Genomic DNA, 19297 nt, shown 5'->3' with positions numbered 1-19297 from the left:
GCAGGCCCGGTCAGCCGTTGTGCTTGTGCATGCGGGTGATCACGGTGGGGCACGGTGGCTGGGTCAGCACCGCGTGCGCCGTGGAACCCAGCACGAGTCTCTCGAAGCCGCCCTTTCCGCGGCTGCCCAGGACCAGCAGCCGGGCGCCTGCGGCAGTCCGGAGCAGGGCGTCCGCCGGCTCCAGCACGGTTTCCATCACGGTGTGCACCACAAGGTCCGGGTAGTCCTGCCGGAGTCCCGCCTCTGTTTCGGAGAGCACGATCTGCTCTTCCTCGACCACATGGGTGGCAAAGCTGCTCTGCGGGAGCCCGGCCGCGATCCACCGGTTGGGGCCGGTGAAAGCGTAGAGGACCGTCAGTTCCTCGCCGAGCGCGTCAGCTTCGGCGGCCGCGAATGCCACTGCCTGGGTTGACTCACGCGACCCATCCACGCCAACCAGGATGCCGCGGCCCTCCGCCTGGCCTTCACTGATGACAGCAACGGGGCACTCAGCCGTGGCAGCCGCCTGCAGCGCGCGGTCCGTCAGTGCACCGCGGTTGTGCCCGCTGGTGCCCAGGACAAGCATGGAGGCGTTCCTGGAATAGTCGCCCAGTGCCGCCCCCACCCCTCCTTCGAGGAGCTGGAGCGAAATCTGCAGGCCGGGTTCGGCGGCGACGGCTTTTTCGCCGGCCTCCTTCAGCAGGCCCAGGCCTGATTCACGCAGGACTTCAAGGTAGGGAAGCACTTCTGCCGCCATCCAGCGGTCGTCGACAACGTTCACGACGGCGAGGGGGCACTTGAGCCGGTTGGCCCGGGCTGCTGCCCACAAAAGGGCGGCATTGGACGCCGCAGTGTCTGAGATGCCGACGGCGATTGGCTTGGCAGGTGCCACGGGAAACCATCCTTTGGGGTTCTGGTGAGGGGTGTCAGGTCGGGCTGGTGGGCTAGTCTGCGGCGGGCTCGCGCGGCGGCCACCAATGGGTCGGAGCTGCGATCACGAACCTCCGGCCGGTCATCTCCTCCGGCGTGATCCGGATCAGGATGTTTTTTTGACCCGGCTGCCAGGGGGACAGGCCTGCCTCCATGGCATCCCGGATCTCCTCCTCATCGGACACCACCATGGCATGGCCCTTCAGGACGACGCTCCAGGCGATGGTGCCGTACTGGTTCATTCCGTCCGCCTCGACGGTTACAGCCTTCCGGTCGGTCAGGGAAGCGAGCTTTGTTCCTTCGCCGGTGCGGATGAGCAATGTGCCGTTGGTGGGGACAAAATTCACCGGGTAGTTCTCCACGGTGACGCCATCGGTGAAGGCAATCCTGCAAAGGGAAGTTGACCTGAGGTATCGCCAGCAATCGTGGACGCCGAGTTCCTTGATTTCCGGTTCTGTCGCTGCGCTGTTCATGGCCGTAGCCTAGGGCCGCTTACCCGCCACGGATAGGGAAGAAGAAGGTCCCGCGCGCGCCTGCCCCGAATTAACAAGCTCACTGAGGGTTTTTTCTCCCCACCTCTCCTAGAATGGGAGGCGAAGCGCCTTCATGCTCATGTGAAGGCGGAATTGGGGGCGGAGGCCGGCACTTCCGTTTCATGCACTTAGACCGCGCCATGGACCCGCAGCGCCGCAGGTTCCTGCCGCAGGAGGTGGGACGTGAGCACTGAGCGGCCTCGGCACTCCCCGATAAGGGACACCGTGGAAGGCCACCAGCGGGACTTCACCGTCCGGGGAGATGACCTGCCGGACACCCAGGAACGCATCAATGGCCTTTTGGCTGCGGTGGTGGCCCTCGCTGAGGACCTCAGCCTGGAAGCCGTCCTGGACCGCCTGGTGCGCTCCGCCTGCGCCCTGGTGGGCGCCAGGTACGGAGCCCTGGGTGTCATCGGCGAGGACCGCCGGCTGAGCCACTTCATCACTGTCGGCATCGACGAACAAGGCATCCGTTCCATTGGCGAGTTGCCCACCGGCAACGGCGTCCTGGGCCTGCTCATCCGCGACCCAAAGCCATTGCGTCTCCATGACCTGGGCCAGCATCCCATTACGTCCGGATTTCCCCCAAACCACCCGCCCATGCGGACCTTCCTCGGAGTCCCTGTCCGCGTCCGGGATGAAGTGTTCGGAAACCTCTACCTGACCGAGAAACAGGGCGGGGAGGACTTCACTCCGGAGGACGAAGACCTTGCCGTTGCCCTGGCTGCAGCGGCAGGTGTGGCAATCCAGAACGCCCGCCTCTTCGAAAACAGCAGCCGGCGGCAGAAATGGCTGGAGGCGGGCATGGAGCTGAGCAGCCGCTTGATCATGACCTCGCAACCGGGGGATGCGGACAACCTTGACGTCGTTGCCGAGACCGCCTTGAAGGTGTCCGATTCGGCGCTTGCGGTGATAGCCGTGCCGGCGGGCGATGGAGCGCTGCGGTGCAGGGCATGCCTTGGCGTGCAGGGCCTCCAGACAGGCCAGGAACTGATGGCCTCGAGTGCGGTCTCCGGCGTAATCCAGAACGGGGGGTCGTTCGTGGCACGGAACCCGCGGCAGGTTTTCGAAGACAGGATGGCAGAGAAGCTCGGCTCCGTCCTTGTGTTTTCGTTGGGCCACAGCGCCGGCGACAACGGAGTCCTCCTGCTGGCCCGCGCGCACGGAGCGCCCGCGTTCAACCAGGCTGAGGCAGAATCCGGTGCCATTTTTGGGAGTCGGATTGGGCTGGCGCTGGACCTGGCGCGGGTGAATGCCCTGCGTGAACAAAACCTCCTGTTCACAGACCGGGAGCGGATCGCCCGGGACCTCCACGACTTGGTGATCCAGCGCTTGTTTGCCGCCGGGCTCAGCATCCAGACCCTGCGCCGCTACACCCTGGACCCTGTGGCGCACGAGCGGATTGCCGCCGTGACCACCGAACTCGATGACACCATCCGCAAGCTCAGGGACACCATCTACTCGCTCAGGACCGCGGATGAGGAACGCGAACCCCTGACGGGCCGCATCCTGCGCGTAGTCCGGGAGAGCTCACGCAGTTACGCCGTCACTCCCAAGGTGTCCCTGGACGGGCCGGTCGATTCGATCGGGGAAGACGTGGCTGTCCATTTGTTGTCTGTGGCGTCGGAGGGCCTCAGCAACGCTTTGCGGCATTCCGGCGGAGACGAAATCCAGGTCTCGGTCGCCGTTGGCCGGGAGCAGGTGGAGCTCCTTATCAGTGACAACGGCCAGGGCTTCGCCGAACCTGTCCAGGTGAGCGGCCTGGCCAACATGCGCAACCGCGCCGGGCAACTGGAGGGCAGTTGCGTTATCGACAGCGTCCCGGGCGGGGGCACCTGCGTGAAATGGTCCGTCCCGCTGGCGTAAGGCCCGTCCAGGGTGCGGGTCAGGCAGAGTCCGTGGAGCTCTTGGTGACGTACACGGCGGCCTGCGTCCGGCGCTCGAAGCCCAGTTTGGCCAGGATGGACGACACGTAATTCTTAACGGTTTTCTCGGCCAGGAACAGGTCATCGCCGATCTGGCGGTTGGTCAACCCCTGGCCGATCAGGGCCAGCACCTTTTTCTCCTGCGCGCTCAGGCCGTCCAGCCGGGGGTCGGTGGGTGCCGTGGACAGCCCTGCAATGATCTGCTGCTCGACTCCCGGATCAAACAGGGACTCGCCCGCCGCGGCCCGGCGGATACCCGCCAGGAGGTCATCACTCCTGATTTGCTTCAGGATGTACCCCGAGGCGCCGGCCAGGACCGCCCCACGGAGGGCCTGTTCATCGTCGTAGCTGGTGAGGATCAGGCAGCGCAGGCGGGGATCGAGTGAACGCACGTCCCGGCAGACTTCGATCCCGGTGCCGTCCGGAAGCCGGCCGTCCAGTATGGCGATGTCCGGGTGCAGGGCGGGGATGCGCCGCGTGGCTTCGGCCGCGGATCCGCTTTCGCCGACCACCAGGAACCCTTCGCCTTCCAGCAGGTCTTTCAGCCCCTGCCGGACAAGTTCGTGGTCATCAAGGATGAACACGCGGACCTGCCCGGAAGATCCTGCCGCTTCATCAGCCCCAGTTTCATGCATCTGCACCGAACGCTCCCAAAATCTTCACGACCCAGTCCCGCCTGCGCGGGCCAGGCCCCGGGAAGGGCCTGGTCCCATTGTTCCCTGCCGGGCGCTGTGCCGGAAGGGACCAAAGTCCGCCGGGCAGCGCAAGTCGCTGCCGGTGTTGCGCATGGCACGATGGCACTGGTGCACCCGTGATGACCTTTGGCCCTGTTCCGGGCAGAGGTTCGGGTTCACGCTGGGGTGGGACGGCGACAGGAGGCAACGTGGCAACAGCAGGGAACGGGGCAGCGGTGCCTCCTTCCGGTCGGCGCTCCAGGATCATTGTGGGGGTGGACGGCTCCGAGGCTTCCATCGCGGCGCTGCGGGTTGCCAGGGCCTTGGCGGAGCCGCTGTCCGCACCGGTGGAGGCCTGGGCCTGCTGGGACGTTCCAGCCGGTTACGGCGTGTACCTGGCCGTGGGGATTGAGGGCTTCAAGTATGCCGCCCACCAGGTGCTGGAGCAGGCGCTGGCGGATGCTTTCGAGGAAGTGCCGACCTTTGTGCACCCACGTTTGGTGCGCGGCAGGCCCGGCCCCGCGCTGATCGACGCGAGCCGCAACGCGTCGCTGCTGGTTGTCGGCCGGAGGGGCCATGGGAACTTTGTGCCAGGGTCTGTCAGTTCCGCGTGTGTGAGCCACGCGCACTGCCCCGTGCTGGTGGTGCACGCCCCGGACACCGGAGCCGGGGACGATGCTGCCCAGCCCCAGCCTGCTGTGGTGCCCTGACGCTGTGGTGACCTGACGCCCGCGGGCCCTGGCTCCGGCACCCGGCCCGCCGCCGTCGTCCGTGTGCCTGGTGGTCCTAGTGCCCGTGGTGGCCCTGCCCATGGCGGTGGGCCGCACCTTCTCCCACCAGTTCGTGAAGTCCTTCGACCGCCTGGGCGAGTGACAGGCCGGGGGATTCGACGACGAAGGGCATCAGGAGCCGGTTCTCCTTGTCCAGGTGGAGGGCGAAGATCCGCTGAATGGCACCGGCGGCCACCGCGGCAGCAACGCCATCGGCCGTCCTGAGCTCATCGACCAGGCCCACGATGACCTGATGCTCGGCCAGCATGCCGTCCACCAGCAGCCTTGCCTCCGGCATGCCGTGCGGTCCGCTGTAAAGGGGTCCCTCTTCTGCCAGTGCGTGCGGCACCAGCTCCTTGTCACACCAGTCCAGCAGGGCGGCCTGCGTTTCCTGCCCGGCGCCGGGATCGCCCGCCTCCACGGCCTCCGTGAGCAGGCCCACCAGTCCGTTCAGGTGGCGCAGCATGTCGGCGTGATGCGCCTCGACTGCCTGCAGCGCGTGGGCCTCGGCGGAAGCATCCTTACCTGTTTCGTTTACGGCGTTCATTCGCTGTTGCCTTCCAGTTGGGTGACATGCCGGTTCGTGGTGCGCAGGGACCACCGAAGGTCTTTGATTGCCCAGTAGGCCGCCCCGTTCATCACCGCAAAACCTGCGATGCCCAGCAAGGGGACCCGGACCACCAACCCAAGAAGCAGGACGCAGGCGCCCGCTGCGACAAGGACGAGCCCCCGCCGGAAGCGGGTACGCAGTGACAGCGCAAAGGCATCCTTGTTGAGCAGGGCTGCCAGCTTGGGGTCTTCCGCTTCCAGGCCGTGGCTGATCAGGTCGAGTTCGCGTTTTTCGAATTCAGAGAGTGGCATAGCAGCACCCCACTGTCCATTGCCTGCGGGAGCCACGGACTCAGGTACCAGGCTGGCCGCGCAGGACAGCCAGCCTGTTCTGGTACTCGGCAGCGTCGATCTCCCCGCGGGCGAAGCGCTCAGCCAGGACGTCTTCTGCCATCCGAGGGGGTTGAGGGTGGGCGTCGTATGGGGAGGGCGCCCGCAGGGAACGGGCCAGCAGGACAATGCCGGTGATGATTGCTCCCCAGACCACCACCATGCTGATGCTCATCAGGACATAGCCCCACAGGCCCATGCCGTCGTTCCAGCCGTACACTTCCGCGACCTCCGGTCCACTGAAAGGCGGACGCCAGCCGTCTGCTTTCCGTTCCAGTATTGGGCTCCCGCAGGGGTCCGGGGGAGAGCCATTGGTCCTGTTTCGGCCCGTGGCTGCGGGGCCTTCCGGTGGGACCAGGTGCTAGAAGCCGCGGCGCCGGAGCCGCTTGTCCACGGCGACGGCCAGAGATGCGAGCAGGGCCAGCCCGAGGATCCGCAGCCAGGCGTCGGCGCCGATGGGGGCGGTGTGGAAAAGCCCGTTCATCAGCGGTGTGTAGGTGAGGGCCAGTTGGCCGCCTGCCTGGACCAGGACGCCGAGGAGGAGCCACCGGTTGCCGAAAGGATGAATCCGCCAGGCCGGCCGGGTCAGGGACCGGCAACTGAATAGGTAGAAGACTTCCACCGCCACGAACAGGTTTACGGCCGAAGTGCGGGCCTGGGCAACAGAGGCGCCGGTGGCCACCTCGTGTTCAAAGAGCCACCACGTGCCGGCCACCAGGAGGGCTGACACGAGCAGGACCCGCACGGTGAGCGCCCACGTCAGCAGGGGACGGTCCGGTGGGCGAGGCGGACGGGACATCAGTCCCGGTTCCTTCGGCTCGAAGGCGAGCATCAGGCCGAGGGCGACGGCGGTGGTCATGTTGATCCAGAGGATCTGGGTGGGCAGGATGGGCAGCGTCGCCCCCAGCAGGATGGCCACGAGGATCACCAGGCCCTCGGCCATGTTGGTGGGGAGGGTCCAGACAATGAATTTGGTCAGGTTGTCAAAGACGTTCCGGCCTTCTTCAACAGCTGCCTCGATGGTGGCAAAGTCATCGTCGGTCAGGACAATGTCCGATGCTTCCTTGGCCACTTCCGTTCCGCTGCGTCCCATGGAGATGCCCACGTTTGCCTGGCGAAGGGCAGGTGCATCGTTGACGCCGTCCCCGGTCATGGCGGCCACGTGCCCGCGGGACTGCAGGGCATCGATGAGCCGAAGCTTCTGTTCCGGTGAAACCCGGGCGAATACCGTGGCCCGTTCCACGGCCTCCGGCAGCCGGTCCGCCGGGATGGCATCCAGATCCGCCCCGGTCAGGGCCGTCCCTGCGGCGCTGTCAGCCGCCAGACCCACGGCCGCCGCCACCGTCACGGCGGTGCGCACGTGGTCCCCGGTGATCATCTTCACGCCCACGCCGGCGCGCTGGCAGGCCTTCACCGATGCTGCGGCTGCTTCCCGCGGTGGGTCGTGCATGGCGTGAAGGCCGGTCAGGGTCATCCGGCCGCGCAACGCCGTGGCCGAGAGGGGACCCGAGCCGGCCGGAAGGCTCATCATGGCCGTGGCAAGGACCCGGAGCCCCTTGTCCGCGAGCGCGTGGGCCGCACCGAGCACGGCGTGCCTGCGCACGGGGCTGCCGGCGCCCTGGCCGTCCATTTCGTGGGCGCAGAGTTCCAGGACACGCTCCACGGCGCCTTTTACGAACACGGTGCCGCCGTCCTGCGGGAGCGTAGAGGCGTGGAGCGTGGCCATGAACTGCCGCTCGGACGTGAAGGGCAGCTCTGACTGCCGCGGATTGGCAGCCAGGAAGTCCTGCACTTTGATGCCGCCCTTCCCTGCCGCCACGAGCATCGCGGCCTCCGTGGGATCACCGCGCACCTGCCAGCCGGACCCCTCCCTGCGGATGCTGGCGTCATTGCAGGCTGCTCCGCCCAACAGGGACCACTGCAGGGCAGCATCCCCGGGCAGCAGGGCGTCCCCAGGCAGTGCAGCACCTCCGGGACGTGTCGCACCGGTGGGCACGTTCCGGCCGTCCGGCTGCTGTCCGCCGGACGGGGTGATGTGTCCTTCCGGACCGTACCCGGAGCCTGTCACGTCGTACCACCCGGAGGGTGTCCACAGCGCACGGATTGTCATTTGGTTCTCGGTGAAGGTTCCCGTCTTGTCCGAGCAAATCACCGTGGTGCTGCCCAGCGTTTCGACCACGGGCAGCCGGCGCACCACGGCACGGCGCCGGGCCATGCGCCGGACGCCGATGGCAAGCGTGACCGTCACGGCGGCGGGAAGTCCCTCAGGGATGGCCCCCACGGCCAGGGCGACGGCGGCCGTGAACATTTGCCCCGGCCGTTCGCCGTGTGCCAGTCCGGCGAGGAACGCCACGGCGGCGAGGGCCAGGATGGCGACGGTGAGGGTGGTGCTGAACCGTGCCAGTTTCAGGGTCAGCGGCGTGGCCACGGGCCTGACGGCACCCATGAGCCGGTGGATTTCGCCGAGTTCCGTTTCGCCGCCGGTGGCCACGACGATTCCCGCGCCGGTGCCGGCGGTCACCAGGGTGCCGCTGTACAGCATGTTCCTCCGGTCCGCCACGGGTGTGACCTGGGGCAGCACCACCTCGTCCTTGGCGACGGGGTCTGATTCGCCGGTCAGTGCGGATTCGTCCACCCGCAGGGCGGACAGGCGTACCAGGCGAAGGTCGGCCGGTACCTTGTCGCCGGCTTCCAGCAGGACCAGGTCGCCGGGAACCAGGTCCTCGGACGGGACGTGCTTCCGTTCGCCGCCGCGCATCACGGCGGCATGCGTGCGGACCAATGAATGGAGGGCATCCAGGGCCGCCTCTGCCCGTACTTCCTGGATGAATCCGATCAGCGTGTTGACCAGGACCACTGCGAGGATCACGGCGGAGTCAAGGAATTCACCCAGGAAGACGGTGACCATGGCGGCGGCCAACAGGACATAGACCAGCGGGTTGTTGAATTGGCGTCCGAGTTTGCGCACGATGCCCGCGCGCTGTGACCGTGGCAGCTCGTTGACGCCGAACTGGGCACGCCGGCGCACCACTTCTTCCTGGTCAAGGCCCCTGGCGGCATCCGTCTCAAGCAGCAGCACCACCTCGTGGACCGGCAGTCCGTGATGGGCCGGATCCCCGGTGTATGCGCGCCCGGTGCCAATGCCGGACGGGCCCGGCTGCCTCGTCTTCATGTGACTGTTCCGGGAGTGCTTGCTCTTCGCCATGGGTGCGGCTGCCCGGATCAGTGTCCCAGCAGGGCGTCGAGGGTGGCGAAACCGTACCCCGCTGCCGTGATGCGGTCCATGACCTGTGGGAGGGCGTCGGCGTCCAGCGTCGTCCCGTCGTCGGGGTTGGACCCGATATGCATGAGCACGATTTCGCCGGGCTGCAGCCCGGCCAGGACGCGGTCGGCCACCGATTGGATGCTTGCGCCCCCGCTGGTGCCTTTCCAGCCGAGGGTGTCCACGGTCCATCTCACGGCCACGTACCCCAGGGCGTTGACGGCCGCGATGGTGCGGGTGTCGCGTTCACCGTAGGGGAACCGGAACAGCGGCCTGGGATCGGCCCCGGCAGCGAGGATGGTCTGCTCGGCACCGCGCAGCTGCTGCGTTATAAGGTCGTCGCTTAGGCCCGTGAACCCCGGATGGGTCATCGAATGGTTTGCCACACGGTGCCCGGCGGCCACAATTTGCGCCACGGCCGGCGGGTTGTTCGCGGCCCAGTTGCCGGTCAGGAAAAAAGTCCCGGCAACGCCCCGGGCGGCAAGGGTGGACAGGATTTTCGGCAGCCCTGCAGCGTTGGCTCCTGCATCGAAGGTCAGGGCCACGACGCGGCCGGCCCCCGGAATAACGGTCAGGTCCTGGCCGCGGAGGGACACGGGAAACGGCGCCGGCTGGGGCGGTTCCGGAGGCTGGGCCGGCGCTTCGGGCGGCTCTGGTTCGGGAACCGGCGGCACGGTCACCGGTGGCTCGACCGGAGCCTGGCCTGCCTCGGGGGTGTCGGTTTCCTGCGGCTCCTGCGCCGGCGCGGAACTGCCCGCGGGTGACGTACTAATTGATCCCGGCAGTGGGGATGGGAGCGCCGGTGATGGGGACGGAGAGGCGGCCGACGGCGGCCCGGCCGTGGGTGCCGGAAGCAACAGGGCCAGGATGATGGCGAGGACCGCCAGGGCGGCGGCGAGCGCTATGGCGGGCGCCCGTCGTCGTGCCTCACTGGCCGGCACCACCATCACCTGCCTTGAAAGTCAGCCGTCCCTGCCGCCGATATTCCGTTCAGGAGCCCTTGGAACCGTCGGATTCGGTCTCCGGTGTGTGGACCACCAGGACGGGGCAATGGGCGTGCGCCACGACGGCGGAGCTGACCGAGCCCAGGAGCAGGCCGCCGAACCCGCCGTGTCCCCGGCGGCCCACCACGATCATGTCCGCGTCCCGGCTGGCATCTATCAGGGCTTCCCGGGGATGGCTGCGCACAAGGGTCGAGCTGACGTTGGCCGGCATTTCGGCTCCGAAGGCCTGCGCCACAGCATCGTCCAGGACCTTGCGGGCACCCTCCTCGAAGCCCTCGACGCCCATCATCACGTAGCCGCTGTACATTTGCGGGTACTCCCAGCAGGCAACCGCCTGGACCTTGGCGCCAAGGGGGGTGGCCATCCGCTGGGCCTGCCGAAGTGCCTCCACGGACGCCTCCGACCCGTCGACGCCCACCACGATCCTGGCTATTGGTGCCCCGGCAATGCTCATCTCTGCTCCCTCGTCGGACCCGCGTTGTCAGGGCCCATCATGCCTGCGTACGTGGGGCGGGGCTAGGGCCGAAGGTCATGGCGCACCGGCAGGCGGCACGCCCCCTGTGGGAACCACCTCTCCGGGCCCCTCCGGTTCGGCGGCGCCCTGGTCCAGCCGGAAGGGGGGATATTCGTCGCGCATCAGCGCGGTGTACACCAGAACGCGGTAGATCCAGCGGTTGATGCCCAGGATGAAATCGAACAGCGGGCGCTGGTAGCGGCCGGTGAACAGTAGGATCACTGCAGCAATCAGGACCAGCAGCCCCAGCAGGGACGGTCCGGATGCCCGTTCATAGGTGGCGCCGAGGACGTTGTCTTCTGCCTGCGACCGCCAGATGGTTCCCGTGGTGCCTGCGAAGGCGGCCACCAGGAGCAGGTGCGGAATGGACAGGAGCCACCATTTCACCAGGACCAGTCCGCGCGAGAGCCGCTGCGGGTACTCCACGTCGAAATCGGCCGGGTAATTGGCGCGCTTGAGCGTAAACGGCGGGTAAAGATCGGTGCCCACGGCGGCGTAGGCGTAGAAGGCCACACGCCAGTTCCACCGCAGGACGCCCACGTTGAAGTCGAACAGTGCCCGCGGATAGCGGCCGGTGAAGAGGATGGCGAACCCGGCCACGATGGTGGTGATGGCGAACGCGAACCAGAGGAAGAAGAGGAGGATGAAATGCGGTATGGCCAGGAACCATTTGACCAGCCACATCCAGCGTGAAAGGCCGGGATCGAGTTCACCAAAGAGGCTGGAGGGGTAGGGGGTGGGGGCGGCAGCTACCGGGCTGTACTGCTGGGGCGGTGGTGGCGGGACGGCCCCCGGCGTTCCGGCCGTCCCCGGCGCTCCCGGCTGGTCCCATGATGCCGGGGTTGTAGAAGGGTAGGGCGGCCCGGCCGCGGCCGGACCATTCATTGACGGTTCCCGGTAAACCGGCCCACCCATGCCCGGCCCACCCGTGTCCGGACCACCCATGGGGCGCCCGCCGTCAGGGCGTGCGGCATGCCGGCCCAGACCCGCGGCTCCAAAGATGATGAGGGGAACGCCAATCAGCAGGGCGATGATCCCGCCCACCAGCAGGCCCGTGGCTGCCGGCCGGATCAGGTCGGACCGGAAGCCGGCCTGCGCCTGGACATCAACCACGGGGGAGGCATCGGCGTTCATCACCACGACTTCCCACGCGCCCGGCGTGATGTTCCAGGTCAGCTCCTGCTGTCCCGTTCCCGACGCGGAGGCGGTCCAGATGCGCTGGTCCGCGGGCGGTGATGCCGGGTTGCCGCCCGGTACATCGCGGTATTCGGCGCGGAACGGCCGCTGGCGGATGTTGAGCAGCTCCGAGTGGTGCACCCCTGACAGGTATTGTTCGACGTCGGCCTGCGGGGCGATGCCAACGAACACCGGTTTATCCGGGGTCACTGATTCAACGCGCAGCCGCAGGGTGCCGACGTCGAAGGGCAGCCTGCCGGGAACATCGTCTCCAATGGCGTCCGCCCGCGGCGAGGTCAGGGCGAATGAACTCACGGAGAACCGTGATGTGCCGGATGTCAGGTATCCGTCACCCTGGATCGTTCCCACTGCTGACGCCACGGCCCCGCCCGCCAGCGCGGCCAGGCCCGGAAGCGTTATCAGGATCCCGAGGATCAGCATGATGATGGCTGCGGGCTTCTTCATGGGGTGAACCTTCCGCGTTGGGTATGCGGGCAGGGCGGTGGGAGGATCAGCGGGCGGTGCTGCCTAGATGGCGTTCGTTGCTGCCTGGGTCCGGGTGATGATGGTGGGGCAGGGCAGGTGCTTCAGGACCCCATGGGCGGTGGAACCGAGCAGGAGGCGTTTGAAGGCGCCCCGGCCGCGGCTGCCCACCACCAGGAGCCGGGCTCCTGCTGCGGCGTCGACGAGGGCGTCCACGGGGCCTTTGTCGGTTTCCAGCCGCTGGTGCACGGTGAGGTCGGGGTAGTCTTCCTTCAGTCCGGCGACGGTTTCGGAGAGGACAACCCGGTCCTCGTCCACGATGAGGTCCGCGAGGGCGCCCGGCGTCAAGCCGGCATCGATGATGGGATCCGGCACGCTGACGGCGTACACGACTGTGAGTTCGTCTCCTTCGCGGTCTGCTTCAGCGGCTGCGAAGGCAACGGCCTGGGTGGCCTCTGGTGAGCCGTCAACGCCTACCACCACTCCCGACCTGCCCTCGAGGTCCTGGGTTCCGACGACGGCAACGGGGACCTTGGCAGCGGTGGCGACCTGGAGGGCGCGGTCGGCAAGGGCGCCGCCGAGGTGGCCGCTGCCGGACCCAATGACCATCATCGAAGTTTTCTTGGAGTACTTGGCCAGGGAGCCGCCCACGCTTCCGGTGAGCAGTTCCGTGGCGGGGGTGATGGGAACCGCTCCTTCCAGGCGGCCGGCGGCGGTCTTGAGGAGTTCCTCGCCAGCCTGCTGGAGGGTTCCGAACCACGGATAGGGTTCGGCAACCCAGCGGTCGTCCACCACGTGGAGGACCACCAGCGGCAGGCCTGCCCGGTGCGCCCGGCGGGCTGCCCACAGGACCGCGGCCTGGCTTTGGGCTGAGTCGTTGGTGCCCGCAGCTATGGGTTTTTGCGATGTCATGGCCGCACTTCCTGCTCGTCGTGAACTGGGGTTTCCTGCTTTTCAAGACTGGCCCCGGCCTTGGCGGCGCTGTAGGGCCAAAAGTCACGGAAGCGCTGCTCAGGCGCTTCTACGCTCCGGGTTCTGCCGGAGCGACCGGCTCCGGGCCCGGAGTGTCCGTTTCTGCGAGGGTCTTGAAAATGGTCCAGGCGACGGCGGTGAGCGGCACTGCCAGCAGCGCCCCGATGACGCCGGCCAGGGTGGCCCCGGCGGCCAGGGCGAGGATGATTACCAGCCCGTGGATCCGCAGTACCCGGCCCATGAAAAGGGGCTGGAGGATATGGTGCTCGAACTGGTTGGCGGCCACCAGGATCACCAGGACAATGAGAGCGGTAACCGGCCCGTTTTCCACCAGGGCCACCAGCACCGCGAGGCTGCCGGCGGCGGTTGCTCCGATGATCGGAATGAAACCGCCCAGGAAGACCACCGCGGCCAGCGGCACTGCCAGGGGAACCCGCAGGACCAGGAGCCCGATCAGGACCATCACGGCGTCAATCGCAGCGATGATGAGTGTCCCGCGGACGTAGCCGCCCAGCACCACGATGCTTCGCCCGGCCGCCAGATGTGCCTTGCCCTGGCGGGTTGCCGGGAGAAAACCGATCAGGAACGAGCGGATCTTCTCGCCGTCCTTGAGGAAGAAGAACAGGATGACTGCCGTCAGGACCGTACCGGCCGCGATCTCACCGGCAGTCCTCAGCCCCGTCAACGCGTCGGCCCCCAGGCTGCCGCCGGCAAGGAACTTCTGGAACTCCCCGCGGGCGGCGTTGATCTGGTCGTTCGTCAGCGCCACGGGGCCGGTGGTAATGAACTGCTGAAGCTGGCCTATTCCTGCTTCTGCCCGGGCTGCCAGGACGGAGGCCTGCTGCCTGACCAGTGTGGTGATGCCTCCCACCACGCCGGCTGCCACTGCCAGGATCACCAGGAAGGACGACAGGACGGCCAGGGCGCGGGGCCATCCGCGGGCGGCAAGCCAGCGGACCGCGGGAGCCATGGCCGAGGCCAGGATCAAGGCCACCATAACCGGGATGGTGACCAGTGGAACACGGGTTGCGGCCGTCACCACTGCCCAGGCGAGCGCCAGCACGGAGAGCGTCTGGATTGCCCGTATGCTTGCCCGGCCCAGGCCGTCGGTCCACAGTACAGACATCCTGCCGGTAAAAGACCGGGGATGGGACGGATCTGCCGCGTCCCCGTCCAGGGGCTCATTGCCTTGCATTGGCTTTCTCCTTGCTGCCGTTGTTGTCCGGCTCCAAACAGTACGTCGTTACTGTTGCTGTTACCCCTTATGGTCGGTGCTGACCTTCCGGGTTTTTACTGGTGGATTCCGCGACTGCCGGGGAGCCGGGACGGGTGGCATGGCATCGACGGTTCCCATCCGCACGCGGTGGTCAGTATGCTTACTATTGACGGCCCAACGCAACGAGAAAGGCACCATCATGACTGAACAGAACGTCCCGGACGATGAGCTGGAAGTCGTGGAGCAGGACGATGTGCTTCTCGACGAAACTCCCGGCGCGGCGTCGTCCCTGGAACTGGACCCAGTATCGGGGGAGCCGGACAACTACCCCGGTGCTGCCGAAAACAACCCCGACCGCTGGCAGGAGGACCCCTTGCTGCAGGACGAGGCCGTCTCCGGTGAAGAGGAGGACTTCCTGAGCGACCAGACGCTGCGGGATGAAAGCGCCAGGGCGCGTTACCGTTCAGGCGATGAGCAGGTATCGCCTGACACCCCCACCCTGGGGGAGGCCGCAGCGGATGTTGATTTTGGGGAAGCCCCCACCGGCCTCGAAGCTGACGGCAGCGACGACGAGGAGAATTTTGGCGGCTCGCCGCTCAGTGAGTTTGAGCCCGACGACCTGGAACGCTAGCAACCCCGCGGGCCGGGCCGGCGTGGCCCGGCCCGCAGTGGAGGGAGTCCCATGCAATCCAAAGAACTGCTGCTGGAGGCCTTCGATCGCCTCCCGGTCCTGGTCCGGGAAGCCCTCGACGGGCTTGACGCGGCGCAGCTGCAGCGCCGTCCGGGTGGCAACGGCAATTCCATCGCGTGGTTGATCTGGCACTCGGGCCGGGTGGAGGATGCGCAGGTAGCCTCGTCTGCGGGCCTGGAACAGGTGTGGACGGCGGAAGGTTTCGTGAAGCGCTTCGGCCTTCCCCTGGGGGAACGCGACACGGGCTACGGCCACTCCAGTAAACAGGTGGACGCCGTCAGGGCGCCGCGGGAGCTGTTGCTGGAGTACTACGATGCCGTCCACCGGCAGACCGCCAAGGTCCTGGAAGACATTGCTGATCCGGACCTGGACCGCGTGGTTGACAGGCACTGGAATCCGCCTGTGACCCTCGGAGTGCGGCTGGTCAGCATCCTGGGGGACTGCCTTCAGCACCTCGGCCAGGCCGCCTACGCCAAGGGGCTGCACGCCGGGACGGCAGGCGCCGGCGGTGCGTGAACTGGTGGTATTGGGCACCGCCTCACAGGTCCCCACCAGGACCCGGAACCACAACGGCTACTTTCTGCGCTGGGACGGCGAAGGGCTGCTTTTCGACCCCGGCGAGGGAACCCAGCGCCAGATGATCCACGCCGGCGTCGCGGCCAGCCACATCAACAGGATCTGCCTCACGCATGTGCACGGAGACCACTGCTACGGGCTGCCGGGAGTCCTGTCCCGGATGGCCCTCGACGGTGTGGCACACCCGGTCCACCTGCACTATCCGGCGTCGGGTGACCCGGTGGTCCAGGCCTTGGTGGCCGTGGGTTCGCCCGGCATCGACCTGCGGCTCCATCCGCATTCGGGGGCCGGGCCCGTGGCGGACTGCCTGGAGGTGCGGCCACTGAGGCACCGCATCGAGACATACGGCTACCTGATGACGGAGCCTGACGGACGCACCTTCCTGCCGGAGCGGCTCCAGGCGGCAGGAATCGGAGGCCCGGACGTGGGCCGGCTGCAACGCGACGGCGTCCTTGGGGCAGTCAGGCTGGAGGACGTGAGCGTACCCAGGCCGGGCCAGCGCTTCGCCTTCATCATGGACACCGCGCCGTGCCCCGGCGCCGACGACCTGGCGGACGGCGCTGACCTGCTGGTCACCGAGTCAACGTTCAGCGACGACGACGGCGTCCTGGCACGGCAGTACCTGCACCTTACTGCCGGGCAGGCCGGGGAGTTGGCGGCGTCCGGCGGGGTCCGCACCCTGGTGCTCACCCATTTCTCCGCACGGTACGGTGACGACGTCTCCGTGCTGGAACAACAGGCGCAGGCACGGGCCCCAGGGGTTACCGTGATCGCCGCCAACGACCTTGACCGCATCCCTGTTCCGCGGCGGCGGCAACCAGCGGGAGAAGCAGCGGGCCCAACAACGGCGATAGGGTTAAACCATGACAGCAGCAGCTGAATCCACGGTCACTTTCGATGGCCGTTTCGCCCGGGAACTGGCGGAACTCGCCGTGCCCTGGCAGGCCGAGGAAGCGCCCAGCCCTGAGCTCCTCGTCCTGAACGAGAAGCTGGCAGCGGACCTGGGCCTCGACCCGCAATACCTGCGCAGCCCCGAGGGTGTGCGGCTCCTGGTGGGAAACCACGTGCCGGCCGGTGCCACACCCGTGGCGCAGGCGTACGCCGGACACCAGTTTGGCGGATACTCGCCCCTGCTCGGCGACGGACGGGCCCTCCTGCTGGGCGAGGTCACTGACCGGGCCGGCCGCCTCCTGGACGTCCATCTCAAAGGTTCGGGGCGAACGCCCTTCGCCCGCGCCGGGGACGGCCGTGCCGTCGTCGGGCCCATGCTGCGTGAATACATTGTCAGCGAGGCCATGCACGCACTGCACATTCCCACCACCCGGTCGCTCGCCGTCGTGGCCACCGGGCGGCAGGTCCGGCGCGATGACATGCTGCCCGGCGCCGTCCTGGCGCGGGTGGCAAGCAGCCACCTGCGCGTAGGCAGCTTCCAGTACGCGCGCGCAACCGAAAATATGGACCTCCTGAAACGGCTGGCGGACCACGCCATCAGCAGGCACTACCAGCACGCCGCTGATGCCGCCAACCCCTACCTCGCTCTGTTCGCGGCGGTCGTCTCCGCCCAGGCGGAGCTGGTGGCCCGGTGGATGCTGGTGGGCTTCGTGCACGGGGTCATGAACACGGACAACATGACCATCTCCGGGGAAACCATCGACTACGGCCCGTGCGCGTTCATGGACGCCTTCAACCCGGCCGCCGTCTACAGTTCCATCGACGTCGGCGGACGCTATGCCTACGCCAACCAGCCGGTCCTTGCCGAATGGAACCTGGCCCGGCTCGCCGAGGCCATGCTGCCGCTGATTGACCAGGACCAGGAAAAAGCCGTGGCCCCGGCGGTGGAGGTACTCGGCGGCTTCCGCGGTCAGTACAGCGAGGCATGGACCCGCGGGATGACGGGCAAGCTGGGCCTGGGCGGCGTCGATGAAAGCGGCGCCGCCGGGGCCCTTGTGGATGATGTCCTCGACATCCTGAAGGACGGACCCGTGGACTACACCTTGTTCTTCCGCAACCTGGGCAAAGCGGCTCGCGGGGACCTCCGTCCCGTGCGCGGCATGGTCCTTGACCTGGCCGCCCTCGATGCCTGGCTGGAGCGGTGGCAGGCGCTGCAGCCTGACGCGGAGCTGATGGACAGCGTGAACCCGGCCTACATTCCGCGGAACCACCTTGTGGAGGAGGCGCTGTCCGCTGCCACCGGCGGAAACCTGGCTCCGCTGCAGCAGCTGCTGGAGGCGGTCAGTGAACCCTTCACCGAGCGGCCCGGGCTGGAACGTTACCTGCAGGGGGCGCCCGACGACTTCGGCAGCTACATGACCTTCTGCGGGACCTGACCGAGGCGGCCCGCGGGGTAAAACGACAGGAGGGTGACAGCCGGTGTTCCCGGCTGCCACCCTCCTGCTTCGTCCGGCGCCGCCAACGGCGCCGGACAGTGCGAAGACTAGGCTACGCGCACAGCGGAGTAGCCGCCGAGCCAGCTGATGGAGTGCACCTGCGTGTCGAAGCCGTTGACGCCGCCGCTGACAACCTGGCCGTTGCCTGCGTAAACGCCCACGTGGCCGGAGGTGATGATCAGGTCACCGGGGGCGGGAGCGCCTACGACGGTGCCGTACTGGAAGAACTGGGTGGGGGCCAGATCGCCCACGGACTTGCCGACGGAGCGCAGAGCCTTCTCGACCATGGCGGTGCAATCCTGCTTGAAGCCCAGCTGGCTGTAGGCCGAGGCGAGGATCGCAGCGCCGGTGCCCGTGCCGGTGGTGGATGCCACCGGGGTGGCCGAGGCGTAGGACATGTTCATGCCGGTGTTCGCCGGTGCGGTGGCGGCTGCGGCCTGCACGGGTGCTGCTGCAGGGGCGGGCGCCGGGGCGGCGGTGTAGCCTGCGCCGGGAATCTGGATCTGGTCGCCCGGGTAGATGACCGAGGACAGTCCCAGGCCGTTGGCGGACAGCACGCCGTTGAGGCTGACGCCGTAGGCTGCTGCAATGGCGCCGAGGGTGTCGCCGGAAACGACCGTGTGGACGTTCCCTGCTGCTGCGGCGGGGGCTGCGGCCGGGGCGGCAGGAGCCGAGGTGGCCTGGACGCTGGTCTGCTCAGTGGTGTCCGGGGCGGATACACCTGCATGGGCCGGGGCGCCGACTCCGAAGGCAATGCCGGATGCCGCAGCAACGGCGAGCGCGGGACGGCCCAGGGAGCGGGCCTGGGACTTGGCTGTTACTGCGAGGCCCTCGAGCACAATGGAGCGGGCCGGGGTCGCGCGGTGACGGGCAGTGGTTGAAATTTTTGACACGGTTGATCGCCTCTCCCATGCCTGCGGGGTGAGCTGTCGGGTTCGGGCTGGAGATACCCGGCCGGAAGCAACCCCGCGACGTGCGGAGGCGCTATCGACTTAACCCCAAGGCCACAAGTGGCCGCGGAAACTTGGTTCCCCCGTCCCTGCCAACTGGAGCGGTTGAATCCCATGATCAGCGGCAGGGCTCGGCATGCTGACGGGAATGTCCCGTCTGAGAGGGACACCAAAAGACCATAACCCACGTGCGGCGTGATTGTCACATTTGGATAACATACGAGGTTGTTCTCTCGCATTGGGCAAACGTCTGGACATACACCCCGAGCCAGGGCCTGACCTCAGGTGATACTTTGCCCGTGAAGCACGGTAACAA

19 protein-coding genes and 1 riboswitch are annotated in these 19297 nt (G+C 67.4%); of the genes, 6 read left to right on the top strand and 13 right to left on the bottom strand.

What is annotated here, in order from left to right; all coding sequences use genetic code 11:
• Positions 1–10: 10 nt before the first annotated feature.
• Together ACWRN3_RS04630 and ACWRN3_RS04625 are read right to left on the bottom strand one after the other, a co-directional pair.
• Complete coding sequence (locus ACWRN3_RS04630; RefSeq protein ID WP_476739980.1) at positions 11–871, bottom strand: universal stress protein; 861 nt, start codon at positions 869–871, stop codon at positions 11–13.
• 52 nt (positions 872–923) lie between these two features.
• Positions 924–1382 (bottom strand): pyridoxamine 5'-phosphate oxidase family protein, encoded by a 459-nt coding sequence (locus tag ACWRN3_RS04625; RefSeq protein WP_255172372.1) that lies wholly within the window; start codon positions 1380–1382, stop codon positions 924–926.
• A 243-nt stretch (positions 1383–1625) separates the two neighbouring features.
• On the opposite strand from ACWRN3_RS04625, the gene ACWRN3_RS04620 reads away from it, so the two are divergent.
• Positions 1626–3308, top strand: coding sequence for a GAF domain-containing sensor histidine kinase (locus tag ACWRN3_RS04620; RefSeq protein WP_476739979.1), 1683 nt, complete (start codon positions 1626–1628; stop codon positions 3306–3308).
• Positions 3309–3327: 19 nt separating this feature from the next.
• Here the strand turns inward: ACWRN3_RS04620 and ACWRN3_RS04615 are convergent, their stop codons facing one another.
• Positions 3328–4002: a response regulator gene (locus ACWRN3_RS04615; protein WP_307490489.1), complete on the bottom strand. Its 675-nt coding sequence runs from the start codon at positions 4000–4002 to the stop codon at positions 3328–3330.
• 248 nt (positions 4003–4250) lie between these two features.
• Here ACWRN3_RS04615 and ACWRN3_RS04610 point away from each other — a divergent pair, with 248 nt between their 5' ends.
• Complete coding sequence (locus tag ACWRN3_RS04610) at positions 4251–4751, top strand: universal stress protein (RefSeq protein WP_476739978.1); 501 nt, start codon at positions 4251–4253, stop codon at positions 4749–4751.
• Between the two features lie 76 nt (positions 4752–4827).
• Here the strand turns inward: ACWRN3_RS04610 and ACWRN3_RS04605 are convergent, their stop codons facing one another.
• From ACWRN3_RS04605 to ACWRN3_RS04565, 9 genes are all read right to left on the bottom strand, one after another.
• Positions 4828–5358 carry a hemerythrin domain-containing protein gene (locus ACWRN3_RS04605; protein WP_476739977.1) on the bottom strand — a complete coding sequence of 177 codons (531 nt, stop codon included), beginning with the start codon at positions 5356–5358 and terminating at the stop codon, positions 4828–4830.
• On the bottom strand, positions 5355–5672 hold the full coding sequence (locus ACWRN3_RS04600; RefSeq protein WP_255172367.1) for a DUF3040 domain-containing protein: 318 nt from the start codon (positions 5670–5672) through the stop codon (positions 5355–5357). The genes ACWRN3_RS04605 and ACWRN3_RS04600 overlap by 4 nt, the downstream gene beginning before the upstream one ends.
• Positions 5673–5712: 40 nt before the next feature.
• Positions 5713–5970: an SHOCT domain-containing protein gene (locus ACWRN3_RS04595; RefSeq protein WP_255172366.1), complete on the bottom strand. Its 258-nt coding sequence runs from the start codon at positions 5968–5970 to the stop codon at positions 5713–5715.
• A 141-nt stretch (positions 5971–6111) separates the two neighbouring features.
• Positions 6112–8922: a cation-translocating P-type ATPase gene (locus ACWRN3_RS04590; RefSeq protein ID WP_476739976.1), complete on the bottom strand. Its 2811-nt coding sequence runs from the start codon at positions 8920–8922 to the stop codon at positions 6112–6114.
• 50 nt (positions 8923–8972) lie between these two features.
• Complete coding sequence (locus ACWRN3_RS04585) at positions 8973–9959, bottom strand: polysaccharide deacetylase family protein (protein WP_476739975.1); 987 nt, start codon at positions 9957–9959, stop codon at positions 8973–8975.
• Positions 9960–10002: 43 nt separating this feature from the next.
• Positions 10003–10470 carry a universal stress protein gene (locus ACWRN3_RS04580; RefSeq protein ID WP_476739974.1) on the bottom strand — a complete coding sequence of 156 codons (468 nt, stop codon included), beginning with the start codon at positions 10468–10470 and terminating at the stop codon, positions 10003–10005.
• 75 nt (positions 10471–10545) lie between these two features.
• Positions 10546–12171 (bottom strand): DUF4389 domain-containing protein, encoded by a 1626-nt coding sequence (locus tag ACWRN3_RS04575; RefSeq protein ID WP_476739973.1) that lies wholly within the window; start codon positions 12169–12171, stop codon positions 10546–10548.
• Positions 12172–12234: 63 nt separating this feature from the next.
• Positions 12235–13101 (bottom strand): universal stress protein, encoded by an 867-nt coding sequence (locus ACWRN3_RS04570; protein ID WP_255172362.1) that lies wholly within the window; start codon positions 13099–13101, stop codon positions 12235–12237.
• 109 nt (positions 13102–13210) lie between these two features.
• Complete coding sequence (locus ACWRN3_RS04565) at positions 13211–14356, bottom strand: AI-2E family transporter (RefSeq protein ID WP_255172361.1); 1146 nt, start codon at positions 14354–14356, stop codon at positions 13211–13213.
• Between the two features lie 220 nt (positions 14357–14576).
• On the opposite strand from ACWRN3_RS04565, the gene ACWRN3_RS04560 reads away from it, so the two are divergent.
• From ACWRN3_RS04560 to ACWRN3_RS04545, 4 genes are read left to right on the top strand one after another with little or no spacing between them, the layout of a single operon-like run.
• Positions 14577–15008: a hypothetical protein gene (locus ACWRN3_RS04560; protein WP_255172360.1), complete on the top strand. Its 432-nt coding sequence runs from the start codon at positions 14577–14579 to the stop codon at positions 15006–15008.
• A gap of 51 nt (positions 15009–15059) precedes the next feature.
• Positions 15060–15584: a mycothiol transferase gene (locus tag ACWRN3_RS04555; RefSeq protein ID WP_255172359.1), complete on the top strand. Its 525-nt coding sequence runs from the start codon at positions 15060–15062 to the stop codon at positions 15582–15584.
• Positions 15577–16524: a ribonuclease Z gene (locus ACWRN3_RS04550; protein WP_255172358.1), complete on the top strand. Its 948-nt coding sequence runs from the start codon at positions 15577–15579 to the stop codon at positions 16522–16524. Before ACWRN3_RS04555 ends, ACWRN3_RS04550 begins: the two co-directional genes overlap by 8 nt.
• A complete protein-coding gene (locus tag ACWRN3_RS04545) occupies positions 16508–17971 on the top strand; it encodes a protein adenylyltransferase SelO (RefSeq protein WP_255172357.1) in 1464 nt (487 codons plus the stop codon). Before ACWRN3_RS04550 ends, ACWRN3_RS04545 begins: the two co-directional genes overlap by 17 nt.
• 107 nt (positions 17972–18078) lie before the next feature.
• Here ACWRN3_RS04545 and ACWRN3_RS04540 read toward each other — a convergent pair whose 3' ends face one another.
• Complete coding sequence (locus ACWRN3_RS04540; protein ID WP_255172356.1) at positions 18079–18924, bottom strand: C40 family peptidase; 846 nt, start codon at positions 18922–18924, stop codon at positions 18079–18081.
• Positions 18925–18927: 3 nt separating this feature from the next.
• Positions 18928–19098: riboswitch (cyclic di-AMP (ydaO/yuaA leader) on the bottom strand.
• Between the last annotated feature and the right edge of the window lie 199 nt (positions 19099–19297).

This window comes from Pseudarthrobacter sp. rb (assembly GCF_056389225.1).
Note: the sequence above shows the minus strand (reverse complement) of the source record. Positions and strands in the feature narration are given on the sequence as shown.

Coding starts and splice junctions, on each gene's coding strand:
- ACWRN3_RS04575 (WP_476739973.1), bottom strand. CDS start 12,171: ATGAAGAAGCCCGCAGCCATCATCATGCTGATCCTCGGGATCCTGATA.
- ACWRN3_RS04600 (WP_255172367.1), bottom strand. CDS start 5,672: ATGCCACTCTCTGAATTCGAAAAACGCGAACTCGACCTGATCAGCCAC.
- ACWRN3_RS04615 (WP_307490489.1), bottom strand. CDS start 4,002: ATGCATGAAACTGGGGCTGATGAAGCGGCAGGATCTTCCGGGCAGGTC.
- ACWRN3_RS04580 (WP_476739974.1), bottom strand. CDS start 10,470: ATGAGCATTGCCGGGGCACCAATAGCCAGGATCGTGGTGGGCGTCGAC.
- ACWRN3_RS04625 (WP_255172372.1), bottom strand. CDS start 1,382: ATGAACAGCGCAGCGACAGAACCGGAAATCAAGGAACTCGGCGTCCAC.
- ACWRN3_RS04585 (WP_476739975.1), bottom strand. CDS start 9,959: ATGGTGGTGCCGGCCAGTGAGGCACGACGACGGGCGCCCGCCATAGCG.
- ACWRN3_RS04605 (WP_476739977.1), bottom strand. CDS start 5,358: ATGAACGCCGTAAACGAAACAGGTAAGGATGCTTCCGCCGAGGCCCAC.
- ACWRN3_RS04565 (WP_255172361.1), bottom strand. CDS start 14,356: ATGCAAGGCAATGAGCCCCTGGACGGGGACGCGGCAGATCCGTCCCAT.
- ACWRN3_RS04590 (WP_476739976.1), bottom strand. CDS start 8,922: ATGAAGACGAGGCAGCCGGGCCCGTCCGGCATTGGCACCGGGCGCGCA.
- ACWRN3_RS04560 (WP_255172360.1), top strand. CDS start 14,577: ATGACTGAACAGAACGTCCCGGACGATGAGCTGGAAGTCGTGGAGCAG.
- ACWRN3_RS04545 (WP_255172357.1), top strand. CDS start 16,508: ATGACAGCAGCAGCTGAATCCACGGTCACTTTCGATGGCCGTTTCGCC.
- ACWRN3_RS04570 (WP_255172362.1), bottom strand. CDS start 13,101: ATGACATCGCAAAAACCCATAGCTGCGGGCACCAACGACTCAGCCCAA.
- ACWRN3_RS04555 (WP_255172359.1), top strand. CDS start 15,060: ATGCAATCCAAAGAACTGCTGCTGGAGGCCTTCGATCGCCTCCCGGTC.